Genomic DNA, 12,326 nt, shown 5'->3' with positions numbered 1-12,326 from the left:
GTGTCCCTATTCCGCTCCCTGCCCCTCAACCAACCATACACCCCCGGGGGGGGGGGGGGGGGGCTCCCCCCCCCCCCCGCCCCTGTGTCATGAGGGAAACCCCGACAAAAATGGCGTGGCCATTTAATCCGCGCGTTGTCGCTGCCGATACCTCGATCACGCTGTGTCGCCCTGCGCCACAGTGGTTTCCGATGAACCAACCCCTCATGAAATCATGAAGCCACACTTCCAAACGACTGGACACCGCCTGCTTTTCAGTACGTTGCTTGCTGCCCTGGTCTTCCTGACCGGATGCATTGACCAGGTGGTCGATACGTCTTCCACGTCGGAAGTCGAACGTGCAGCCGGTCCGGAGAAAATCCGGAATATCCAATTGCTGGAGAAGGGCGTGTCCGCCATGGGCAAGGATGGGGAGCTGACCGCTTTGGTGTTCGCCATTGAGCCAGCCAAGGTATTGGACCGCTACAAGGTGTTGGACCGCTACAAAGTGCTGGATCGCTACAAAGTCCTTGACCGCTACAAAGTGTTGGATCGCTACGAATACAGCGGCGTCTTCCACGGATGGGGGATATGGGCGTCATCGGAGCACCTGCAGGAATTGATGGACCTCATGGCCGGGGATGACGAAATCGCCTGGATTGAGCCGGTCTTCAGCATGCAGCGTCCTACGTGGACCGCAGCTCCACCTGAATCCGGCCAATACTTGCCGTGGTCCATACGGGATGTGAACGCAGATCGCTCCTGGGCCGTCTCCGGTGACGGGGAAGGTACCGTCGATGTCGACGTATTCGTCGTGGACACCGGCGTGGATCATGCGGACGTGAATGTTGTCAGCCACCATGACTTCTCGGGCTCCGGCACGACCATGGACACCGACGGACACGGAACCCATATTTCGGGTGCCATCGCGGCATTCGACGACGAGGACGGCACGGTGGGTGTGGCCCCCGGTGCGCGCATCCACAACCTTCGCGTGTTCACGGACAATGGAACGGCGGACGACGCGATGGTCATCAGTGCCATCGATCACGTGATCGCATGGAAGGCGGCCAACCCGGGCAAACCCGCCGTCATGAATCTCAGCCTCGGCGAAAACGTGGCCGGAGCGTGGACGGCCCTGGATGATGCCGTGCAGGCCGCAATTGATGCCGGGATTACCGTCGTCGTTGCCGCAGGAAACGAGGGGGTCGATGCTTCATTGATCACGCCGGCACACGTCGCAGATGCCATTACTGTCGGCGCCTCGGAACGGAGTCGTCAGTTCGCCTGGTTTTCGAATTCGGGCGCGGACCTGGATATCATTGCTCCGGGCAGTGAAATCGTGTCCCTTGCGCCAGGCAATGGTTTGGCCGTGATGTCCGGAACGTCGATGGCGGCAGGATACGTATCGGGTGCGGCAGCACTTTACCTGGCTCGCCATCCGCAGGCCTCGGCCCGTGAAGTTCGCGATGCGCTTGTGGATCGCGCACGGGAGCGGGTCCGGAATGCACCTTCTGGCACTTCGTCACACTATCTGAATGTCGGCACAAGGACGGGAGAAAGCTGGTAACCCGGGTGCTCTTGCGGAGCCGGACCGCAAGGATCCGGACGGAACTGATCCTGACTGGACTGAGGGGCGGCGCGGAAGCGCCGCCCCTTTTTTTTGGTCCGTCCATTTTCGGGACTTAAGTCCGGACCAATGCCGCCGATACACCCCCTGTGTCGTGCGGCCATCCACCATTCAGCCGCCGTCACATCCCCCTCGGTACTTATTGACACATCTGGAGGAATACCACCATGGGGAAAGGCGCTATCATCCTGGTCGCATCCATGCTCATCACCTTGACAAGCATGTATGCGGTGGAGAAGGAAGGAGAAATTGACCGTATTGAAACGCAGACGGACTATCAGGCGTCCGTATTGGCGCGGGAGACGGCCCACACGGCACTGAATCTGGCCGTTGCCAGAACAGCCCGCGATTTTGCGAATTATCGGAGTGCCGTGTCCGACAAGCCGTATGCCGGCGCGACGTACGCCTACGAAGCCGTGGGTGACCGCGAGGGTCCCGTGGTCATCCGGGCCGAAGGAACGAGCCAGGATGCCGTACATGAGATCTTCGCGACGCTTGAACGCACGGGATCGCCTGTGCTGGATGCATTGACCATTGACGGACCGGTGTCCGGCGTGAAGGCCAGTGGGAATTCGTTCCTGATTTCCGGTCTGGACACACCGTTGCCGACGTTTGAAGGGGAAGAGGATGCGCACGTAGCGGGTCCGGATGCGCATGCCATCCGCACGGTATTGTCCTCCGCAGACGATCCGTTCGCCGCCCGGATAAGCGGCGATCAAGCCACCGGCATGAATGGCCAAGGAGACATTGTCTCCGGCCCGCTGGGCGTGGATCTGAATACACTGGATGCGGCCATCCGGGCGCACGCATCCAAGATTGACATTGCCGGTCCGGAGCGGATTTCGGGAGACGTGACGTACGGATCCCGCGACAATCCGGCCATCGTCGTCGTCAGTGGTGACCTGGACGTCCGGGGATCCGTGTCCGGTTACGGAATCCTGCTTGTGGATGGATCGCTGACGCTCGCAGGAACGGTCTATTGGGAAGGACTGGTCATGGCCCGGGCCAACGGTGGCGACCATCAGTTCAAGGGAACGGCCGATATCCGGGGGGCCCTGGTGCTGCGCTCGCTCACCGACGTCGGTGAGACCGGAGGCGAGGACGATGCCGGCCTTCTGGGCGGCCATTTCGACATCGGCGTGTTCTCGTCAACGGGCGCCCTCCGGTACCATGACCATCAATACGACGACCGGTACGACATGGATGGTGTGGATGTCCTGGCCGCCGGATGCGAGACCGGAGGCGGATTATGCTGGGATGAGCTCGTTACCAACCAGGACGTCACCGACATCCGGATTTCCATCGAGAACACGGACGCCGTGAACGGCACCTTCTTCTATCAGTCCGTAGGATCGCTTCAGGAAGGCCCAATGGATGCGGACGTTTCCTTTGACACGCCCGTGGCCGATCTCCTGGCGCTTTCCATGACGTTCAACTCCGCTTGCGATGTCCGGGGAGCTGTTCCGGGTTCGGTTTGGTCCGATTCAACAGACCGCGGAGGCGTATTCCGTGTTCGGGTATATGACATCGATGACGAGGACATCGGTGGGACGCCCATCCTGCTCTACGACCTGGCCATTTACCGGCACGCCCTTGAAGCCGAGTGCAGTGCGTCGGGCAGCGAACAGGTCAATGTCATGCCCATTTCGTTCCATATCAACGGGGACGTGGAAGTCCGCACGAGCTACGAAGCGCTGCAACGGCTCATGCCGCTCGTTCCTGAACTGCAGCAACAGCCCCTGGTTGTCCGCATGACATCCATGACCCAGTCCGCGTCCAGAAAGGCCGAATAGGCCCATTCGGGACACGCCAGAAGGTTCATGGGGCGCTGGAGCAGGAATTGCTCCAGCGCCCCATTTTTTGTGGGGCCTGCCACGACACCGGGACGCTTAAGAATTGGGTTTTGGGGACGATACGAGAGGCGTTGAGATCTGTCAAAACATTACCCATTCCATGGAGCACTCCGGATCCATTCCCGCCAACCCGCGTCCGCCCGCGCGGCCACTCAGGACCCCGTCGCGATCGACGGTTTCGTTGTCCGAGCCCGCCAACGACGGGTTGCCCGGGTTCGTAGCGCAGATCATCGGGTCCATCCCGGCCATGAGTTATGGGGAGGAGCGCATCCGATTCCTCCTGGACCGGTTGGGCCATGTGGATTCGAACGACCGCGCCCAATTGCGCATCTTCTTCAACTCCCTGGTGTCCCGGATGGCGACGGTTGGCGCATCGGACATGGACATGGGCGGCGAATCGTCGAACGGACACATCTGGTTCCGGTCCGATGGCGACAAGAAGCCCGGCGAAGGGCTTCCCCGGTTGTCGACCGACGAGTCAGCCCTGGTCATCCTTAACCTGTTGGGTGCAACGGCACTGGAATCGCTGTTCTCCTGGCGCGCCGCAGACTTTTCCCACGAAATTCCCGGCGAACCGGGCGAGCGCCGACGTCGGTTCCGGGCGTCGGCCTACATGGAAATGGGCAATCTGGCCCTCAACATGCGCTCCATCCAGGACTCCCTGTTTCCATTGAATTCCCTGGGCTTCCATCCCGCCATCGAGCGGGGGCTCATGTTCAGCCATGAACGCGACGGGTTGACCCTCGTGACCGGGGTGACCGGGTCCGGCAAGAGCTCGACGCTCGATGCCATCGTGGATGCGAACAACGCGGACTTCCATGGCCACATCGTGGTGGTCGGAAAGCCCATCGAGTACATGCATGCCTCGAAGAAGTGCATTGTGCGGCATCGTGAGGTGGGTCAGGACGTGCCGTCTTTCAAGGACGGAATTGTGCAGGCCCTCCGTCAGGATCCGGACATCGTCGTGATCGGCGAGATGCGCGATCCTGAAACGATTTCCTCTGCCATCGAGATCACCGATTCAGGGCACAAGGTCTTTTCCACCTTGCACACGTCATCGGCGGTCGAAAGTATTGACCGGATTGTCGGAGAATACCCGCCGAACGAGCAGGATCGCGTGCGTAACCGCCTGGCCGATACCCTGCGGTGCATCATTTCCCAGAAGCTGGCTCCCAAGCGGGGCGGTGGTCGCGTGCTGGCCAAGGAAGTCCTTTGGGTCACACCCTCGGCCCGGGCCGCCATCAAGAATGACAATTCCGGTGAAATATACCAGATGATGTGGGAAGGCTGGGGACAGGGACAGATTACACTGGAGCAGGATCTTTTCCGCTTGATGCGTCAGGGACTCATAACGCCGGAGACGGCCATGTCCTACGCGAACAACAAGCGGCGATTCATGCAATTGGCGAAGTGATACAATGAGATACGGCGCAAAAAGCGAATACATCCTCGGAATTTCGGCCTCCAATGGCCGGGTAGAAGGCGCACTCGTGCAGGACGGACCCGATGGGCCGGTCCTGATCCGGACCTTCACCCGCAAGCGGGCCAGTGCCGACTTCATGGGCAATGCCACGTCGCTGGACATGGAGTTGGATGCTCCCGCATCGGAAGCGGACTACAGTTTCGCGGCTGCGGCAGGAGAGCAGGGCGATGCGTCGCTCTTTCTGGCTTCAGAATTCGAAACGGACAGCTTGCCGGGTGCCGGCGGCGGCGATATGGGATCGGCCGCCCAAGGCGCCATTCCGATCGACCTGGAATTGCTTGAAATCATGGCCGAGTGCGCAGAGGCGGGTTATGAGAATCCCCGGGTGGTATTCACGCTGGGCTCCGAGTTCGTCCACAGTGTTCGTCTGGATGTACCCCGGGATGGCGTGGAAGGCGTCAAGAAGAAGAAAAAGAACAGGAAGTCCGGAGACGCGCCGTCGCGCGATGAGTTGTTTGCCTTGCTGGAGAAGACCCAGACGGGTCGGTACTCCGAAGCGCAGACGGCCTTCATTCCCATGGTGTCCCCACCGGATGGGGGTTCGGCAAATCTAGCGGTGTTCGCGCAGGCCTTCGAACCCTTCATGCCCTCCCTGAAAACCATCCGGAACCGGAAGCGGAGTTTCCCCACGGTGTCCCTCGTGGAAACGGAGATCTCGCTTCTGGCCGGTCTGATGAAGGCTGCATCGGCGTCGAAGGATGCCAGGGCGGCCGACGGCCTCTCATTGCTCGTGCGCGTGGGCATGGACGATACGCTCGTCATGTTCGTGAGCGGCGGCGCCCTTCTGCACGTCGAGAACCTGCGGTCCATCACGGCCTTCGATCCGCCGGAAACCATTTGCAGTCGCGTCCTGCTGCTGCAGGACGAACTCGGCCGGAGTGATGCCGAGACCATCTTCCTGTTCAGCGATGACCGTGAAGAACCGCTGCATGAGAGTTTTTCCACGTTCTTCGAAACGGCTGACATCCGGTTGTTGCGCAGCCTGTTGCCCGGACGCTCCGCGACCTCCGAACAAGAAGGCAAACCCCTGCGACGGGAGGCGTTGCTGGGCGTGCTGGGAACCCTTCGTCTGGTCAAGCATGGCCCGTTCGCAGGCGTTTTCCATCCGGTGGACTTCCTGGATCACAAATTCGCAGGGAAGGGCTTTGAGTTGCCCATTTCGTGGCCCATTGCGGCCATGTTCGTCCTGCTGTTCGGCTCGACCCTTTTCTTCGTTGCCCGATACTTTGACCAGAGCCAGGACATGGCCCGGTTCCAGCATGAGCTGAAGAACTATCCGGAGGATGTCATCTCGGCGAATCTGGATGATCTGGAGTACCGGATCGACAGCCTGCAGGCCCGTTCACAGGGATTTGTCGGCGCCCTCGACGTGTTGGATTCCCTGCTGGTGGGCAGCGATCGCTGGTCGCGGACCCTGGAGCGTCTGTCTGTCGAATTGTCTACGGTCTCCGGCGTCTGGGTGGAGCAATGGTCGGAGTCGGACGGGAAATTGCAGCTGACCGGCAACGCGACGAGTCGCGAGCAGATTGTCGCCCTTGCCGCATCGGTCGATGGTCAAATTGAAAGCCTTACGTTCTCGGAAATCAGGGAGCGCCCGGTATACACTTTCGTCATGCAGCTGGAAGTGGAGCGCAAGCTGCCCGAAGCAGCCCTGTACTTGCGGGAGCAGGCGAACAACCAGAAAGAGATCTGAGGACGGAACCATGTCGAACATGATTCAGAATTTGTTGGTGTTGGGGTTCTGCTGGCTGATTGCCACGGGCGGGGGCGTTTGGCTCACGTTCGTACAGCAACCCGCGGAAATGGACCGCCTCGAGAAGGCTGAAAAAGTGGCCCGGATGAAGCAGACGGAACTGACCTCCCTTATGTCGGACATGTCGGCGTCCGAGGACATTGCCAATGAGGTGGTAACCCGGTGGAATGCCCGGTACAAGGTCGTACCGCGTACGCTGGGCTCGGAGGAAGTGATTTCTTTCCTGAATGAACACACCCGGACCGGCTTCAAGCCCTTCGACATCATGTTCAAGGGCATGACGAATGGTGCGGAATACAACACCTACACCTTCGATGTCACCGGACGCGGACATTTCAGGAATCTGTACAGTCTGATCTGGTCCATCGAAAATTCCCGTCAATTGTACCGGATTGACAATCTGAAGCTGAACCATATCGATATCCGCACGGTCGATCCGCGTACCCAACGGCCGGTCATGGATGTCATGGTCAGCTTTGATTTCACGCTGATATCCTACTTCGGCGGAGTGGCAGGGCTCAGTGCGACCGATGAAGCGGAGCAGGGAGACGCCCTCCCCGTGCTGGCCCAGAGCATTGACCCCACGCAGGATCTGCCGCAGGTGCCTCTTTCGGTTCTGCCGGCACGGGAGCCGGCCGGAAACCCGTTCTACCCGCATATCCTGGAACTCATCCCCCCGAATACCCACAATCTGGTCGACGTGGAATCGGCTGAGCTGGTGTTCATCGCGAACGGCGAGGCTGTCTTCAAGTGGCAGGATTCCTTCGTGTCGGTGGGGGCAGGTGAATCGGTCTATTTAGGACAGATCATTTCAGTCGATCCCATGAATGAACGAGTGACCGCCCGGCTGAACAAGGGTGGCATCATCGACGAAGTCGTCCTGGTCCTGGACACCGGAGAGCGGTTCCGCCAGGCGATCGGGTCGAGCCAGATCGCACCTACACAGAAAAACTGACGAATCATGCGTACGCCCGCCAACCTGCTTTCATTTGCCTTGATCCTGCTTGCGTTGCTCATTCCGGGTCGCGCGGCCGCTCAGGATGCTGCCGAGCGGATGATCCGCACGTACGTCCCCGAGGATCAGCTGGTGTCATTCCTTCCGTCGACACCGTTCAATACGTTCGTCGAGTTCGTGAATCCGATTTTTCGCCGGGTCACAGGCAAGGAAGTAATTGACGTGGAAATGCGGAATCAGCCCATCGGTATTTCGATCTCCACCATGCATTTCCTGGATGCACTGGAACTCGTCCTGAAATACAACAACCTGCAATACCGGGAGACCGAACGGTACTTCATGATCCAGGAGGTCCCGGTGCAGCCTCAAATCCGCGATTCGGGTGCGGTTGCCAGTGCGGCGGGGGCGGTTCCGACGTCCGTGTCCCTTGCGAACCTGGACTCCCGCCAGATTGAAATCAATGCCGTCCTGTTCGAAGTCAACCATACCAAGGCACGCGAATCGGGCATGGACTGGAGCCTGATTTTCGGAAGCACGGGAGGCACGTCCGGTGGTGCCTCAGCGGGTGCCGGTGGGGGAGGAGGTGCATCTGCCAGTGGCGATGCATCGGCCGGTGGCGTCAATTTCTCCCTGAAGACCGAGAAACTGTTTTCCAGTTTCGAGGACATCATTACGAGTCCGAGTGAAATCAAATTCTCCGATTTGAACCGGCTGTTCCGCCTGGCCGAAGCCCAGGGATTCGGTGAGACCGTGGCCAGTCCATCGGTGACCGTGCAGAGCGGCGTGGCCGGCGACATCCAGATAGGTTCAGACGTGCCCGTCCAAACGAGAGACTTTTCCGGCAATACGGTCACAGAGCTGTTCAAGACCGGGATCATCGTGAATGTGACCCCGACGCTCATCACGGAAGCCCTGGCCGATACCTTGGGCTCACCGACCGTCGATTTCCTGCACCTGGCCATCCAGGTTGAGAAATCGGGCAGTCGACCCTCCGCAGCCGGGCCGGTCATTGATCGGAGCAGCGCAAATACCCAGGTGGTGTTGCTGGACGGCGAGCAGACGGTGATCGGCGGATTGTTTTCCACCGATGAGACGATCTCACGGAGTGGCATTCCCTTGCTCAAGGACCTTCCGGGTTGGTTTTTCGGTCTGCGCTACGTGTTTGGTAAGTCCCAGCGGCAGGTCACCCAGAAGGAATTGGTCATTGCCATTGAAGCCCGCATCGTGGATCCCGTTCGCAGCCGCTACGCACGTTCACGGCCCGACAACATGCTGGAACAGCAACGGGCTGCCGTCCGTCGCGCCCTGGAACAGTTCAATGCCGAGTTGAACACGGATGTCCAGAAGGGCAAGATGAACTGAGTCCTGCTCCGGGGCGCGTCATTTTGCGCGCACCCAGGGAAGTTGACGATAGAATTCGGACCGCCGGAACGCCTTGTTGCGTTCCGGCGGATCTGTAATAACCCATTCCACCCATTCGGACAGCCATCGTGCGCCGCGGGAAACCAAGCGGGGCAATTCCAGGTTGCGTCGCATCCGGCGGCGACGAGCCTGCACGTCAAGCACGATAAGGCCGATGAGCCAGAACGTGGCCGCCAGGGCAACCGCCAAGGATCCGGAGTCGGTGGCGGTCCGGAACGTGAACAACAGTCCGGCACCGGCCAGACAATCCAGGATCAATCCAAAATGATCTTCGGGTGCGTATACGGGGTGGATGGCATGCTTCAGGATGCCGGCCAGATCGGACTCGAGGGACTCCCGGACGTGAACGTCCAGTTGGCTGGACACGCCCGCCGATGTCAACGCGCTGGCCAGGAGGCTATTCCGCCAGAACAACCCGTGGTCATCCATGACATCCGCCACGCCCCGGGTGGAGGTCATGGATTGAACGAACGCCTGTTCAAATTGCATTTGTTGACGCTGATGGACCGCACGCCTCCATTCCAGTGCCGTCCAAGCGAGCGCCAGCGCCGCGGGTACCCCGATGGCCAGTCCCGTCCAAAGTGCCGGGGCGACCGTTCCCGTCACAACCAGGTACACGGTCCACAACGCAATAAGCCACAGTTGGATGTGTTCTTCCGATCTGCACTCAGACATCCATTCATGTAGCGTACTTTCCAGTGATTGGCTATCTACGGCGTTTTTTTCCATGCGGTCATGATACAGCTTTCGAAGACATGTTCGCGACGGGTTGCGGTCTTCCTGGCCCTCATGGTGGCCGGTTGTGGAACGTCGGCCGAGATCCCGGGAATGTCGGATCCGCGAGCAGTGGACCTGTCCGGTGTCCGGAGCCACGTCGAAACGTTGAATTCTTCCGATCTGGAAGGACGTGAAACCGGTCGGCTCGGTGGTGCCCGGGCGTCCGCCTACGTGTCGGGCGTCCTTCGATCCGACTTGCTCCAACCTGCGTTGGAGAATGAATATCGCTGGCTTTATCCGTTGCAAAAACCGATTTTGGAGCATGCCAGCCTGCATGTGGTTCTGGAGGACACCTTGCGTCTCATTCCGGGCACGGCGTTCCTGGTTGACCAGGCATCCGGGAGTGGGACGTGGTCCGGAGCGTTCGGCCCGGACGAGCGGCCCCTGGACGTGCTGGCCCGGGGCATCCAGGTCAATCCGGACGGGTTCCGTCCGGGTCCCGTGACCAACATCCATGCCCCGTTGAAATTGGGCCTGCTTCCGCCGGCTCGGACCGTCCTCGGGCGGACGGTATCCCGGGAAGGGTCGATTCACGTACAGGTACGGATTTCGGAGGAACGGGTGTCGGGCATCCATGTCCTTGGTTTCTTGCCTGGCTCCCATCCGGTCCAGCGGGACAGCCTGGTCCTGGTGATGGCCCGATATGACGGAAACGGCATTCAGGGGGCAGGCACATGGACCGACGGTACGGATTCCGGACTCGATGCTGCGGTCCTGCTCGAGACTGCCCGGACATTGGCGGTAGCCCAGGACCTGGACCGCTCCATCCCATTCTCGGTGCTGTTCGCCTTCGTATCCGGTGTAACCGAAGCGTGCCAGGGTGTGCAATGGATGGAACAGCATCTGCCATGGGACCGGAGCGCCATCCGGCAGATCATCCTGCTGGGATCGTTGGACGCTTGCGTAGACCCATCGGCATCCTTTTCGCGCGCCACCACAATTCCGGCACCGGACGGATGGTGGAAATCCGGCATCCGCGGTCCGGCGGACGACGACGGTTTGGTTCCCCGGCAGGATTTGTTGACCCGTGACCGCACGGCACGGATGCTGCCGGCCGCAACCATCTGGATACAGGAAACCACCCGTACAATCCTCCAATCGAAATGAGCTTGTTGATCTGGCAGCCGGAACCCATTACTTCCGACCTCGACCGCATGGTGCATTACGCGGGCCTCTGGGGTGCCGACGGTGTGGAACTCCGGACGGTCGGGAAACACCTTGAGCGCGTTCCATGGGTGAACGAAGCCCCCATCAGACACCGCGTCTCGGCCGGTGAGCTGTCCATTTCCGTGTGCGATCCGGGATGGCTGACGTGCGGGTTGGAGGACCGGTCGGCATGGCTCAATGACATGACACAATATGCCGATATGGTGGCCTTCAACCGGAGGCTGGGCGTACGAGCAACGCTTCTCGGGCCCCTGTCCGGAACAGATGCGTTGCCGGTTGAGCCCTATCTTCGATTGTGTGAACGGGCGGCAGCGGCCGGGCAATCCGTGCTCGTTGCCGACGATGACGACGAACGGGTCGTCACACTGCTCAAAGAGCTCGCCGGACAACCGGTTGCACGCGCGGTGACGACCGGGCTTCACGAGCCCTCCGTTACCGGCGATCCAGCGACCGTCGGTCTCCTGCGTCTCGCGGCCGTACCTGTCCCCGAGTTTGACCAGGACACCGTCCAGAAGTCCTGGATCGGATTCCTGTCGGACTTGAAGGCCCGCGGGTTCTCCGGCGACATCGTGGTCGAGTTCGGGTCCCGGGATGCCGGCAAAATCGGATTGCGCCTGTTCACGACGCTCATCCGCGCCATGCGGGCCTCCGGTCTGGCGACGGGTTGAGCAACCGTCCGGGAGTCCTCAGAACACGAGTCCCACGAACAAACCGATGGAAACGTTGCGCAGAGGAGGATCGACGGTGCGGACATTCTTCAACCCGGCGGTCCCGGAAATGCCTCCCACCAGCGTTTCTCCACCCAGCGTCTGTTCACCGGCCACCAGCAGGGCAAGTCCCCAGTCCGCACCCCGGATGGTGGTGTCGGGTTCGGTTTGTTCCGTGCCTCCGGAGGCAGGTCGGACCGTGATGTTGGCATCCAAACGGATGGCATAGACCGGTCCGAACAGCACTTTCGGCTGGAATCCTCCCCGGCCCCGCCAGCGGTATCCAATCAGCGCCGGGAATTCGAGATAGGCGATTTCCTCGACGGCGTTGACCGGAATGCCGTCGATGGTACCGTCCAGGACAGCGCCCTTCATGGTGTAGCGAGCCGTGGGCTCGAAGACGAGGCCGGTCGGCGACTGGTATTGCATGCCCGCTCCACCGGACAGCCGATGGATGGGCGAGCGCTCTGCTTCGATATTGCCCCGGAGCGATGAACCGGCGACACCCGCATACAACTGGGCACGCCACTGTGCATGGGCGCCCGGAATACACGCGGCCAGCAGGACGACAAGGAGCAATGGACGAATCATGGTATGGGT

The 12,326-nt window shown here is 60.5% G+C and carries 10 protein-coding genes; 8 read left to right on the top strand and 2 right to left on the bottom strand.

The window, feature by feature from the left end:
* Positions 1 to 214: 214 nt before the first annotated feature.
* The 6 genes from RIE53_00555 (at position 215) to RIE53_00530 (ending at position 9,015) form a co-directional block, all read left to right on the top strand.
* Positions 215 to 1,549 carry a S8 family serine peptidase gene (locus tag RIE53_00555; GenBank protein MEQ9103164.1) on the top strand — a complete coding sequence of 445 codons (1,335 nt, stop codon included), beginning with the start codon at positions 215 to 217 and terminating at the stop codon, positions 1,547 to 1,549.
* A 227-nt stretch (positions 1,550 to 1,776) separates the two neighbouring features.
* On the top strand, positions 1,777 to 3,402 hold the full coding sequence (locus RIE53_00550) for a hypothetical protein (protein MEQ9103163.1): 1,626 nt from the start codon (positions 1,777 to 1,779) through the stop codon (positions 3,400 to 3,402).
* 160 nt (positions 3,403 to 3,562) lie between these two features.
* The gene (locus tag RIE53_00545; GenBank protein MEQ9103162.1) at positions 3,563 to 4,876 is read left to right on the top strand and encodes a type IV pilus twitching motility protein PilT; all 1,314 of its coding nucleotides are present in this window, start codon (positions 3,563 to 3,565) and stop codon (positions 4,874 to 4,876) included.
* A gap of 4 nt (positions 4,877 to 4,880) precedes the next feature.
* The gene (locus tag RIE53_00540; protein ID MEQ9103161.1) at positions 4,881 to 6,638 is read left to right on the top strand and encodes a hypothetical protein; all 1,758 of its coding nucleotides are present in this window, start codon (positions 4,881 to 4,883) and stop codon (positions 6,636 to 6,638) included.
* Positions 6,639 to 6,657: 19 nt separating this feature from the next.
* Complete coding sequence (locus RIE53_00535) at positions 6,658 to 7,653, top strand: hypothetical protein (GenBank protein MEQ9103160.1); 996 nt, start codon at positions 6,658 to 6,660, stop codon at positions 7,651 to 7,653.
* A gap of 6 nt (positions 7,654 to 7,659) precedes the next feature.
* Positions 7,660 to 9,015, top strand: coding sequence for a type II and III secretion system protein (locus tag RIE53_00530; protein ID MEQ9103159.1), 1,356 nt, complete (start codon positions 7,660 to 7,662; stop codon positions 9,013 to 9,015).
* An 18-nt stretch (positions 9,016 to 9,033) separates the two neighbouring features.
* Here RIE53_00530 and RIE53_00525 read toward each other — a convergent pair whose 3' ends face one another.
* Positions 9,034 to 9,750, bottom strand: a complete 717-nt coding sequence (locus tag RIE53_00525) for a hypothetical protein (protein MEQ9103158.1) — start codon at positions 9,748 to 9,750, stop codon at positions 9,034 to 9,036.
* A 60-nt stretch (positions 9,751 to 9,810) separates the two neighbouring features.
* Here RIE53_00525 and RIE53_00520 point away from each other — a divergent pair, with 60 nt between their 5' ends.
* Positions 9,811 to 10,959 (top strand): hypothetical protein, encoded by a 1,149-nt coding sequence (locus RIE53_00520; protein MEQ9103157.1) that lies wholly within the window; start codon positions 9,811 to 9,813, stop codon positions 10,957 to 10,959.
* A complete protein-coding gene (locus RIE53_00515; GenBank protein MEQ9103156.1) occupies positions 10,956 to 11,687 on the top strand; it encodes a hypothetical protein in 732 nt (243 codons plus the stop codon). Before RIE53_00520 ends, RIE53_00515 begins: the two co-directional genes overlap by 4 nt.
* 18 nt (positions 11,688 to 11,705) lie before the next feature.
* On the opposite strand, the gene RIE53_00510 is transcribed toward RIE53_00515, so the two are convergent.
* On the bottom strand, positions 11,706 to 12,317 hold the full coding sequence (locus RIE53_00510; GenBank protein MEQ9103155.1) for a hypothetical protein: 612 nt from the start codon (positions 12,315 to 12,317) through the stop codon (positions 11,706 to 11,708).
* Positions 12,318 to 12,326: the final 9 nt, after the last annotated feature.

Source organism: Rhodothermales bacterium (assembly GCA_040221055.1).
In the GTDB taxonomy this organism is placed as follows: Bacteria; Bacteroidota; Rhodothermia; order Rhodothermales; family UBA10348; genus 1-14-0-65-60-17.
The sequence above is the reverse complement of the archived record's forward strand: the minus strand, read 5'-3'. Positions and strand labels throughout refer to the sequence as shown.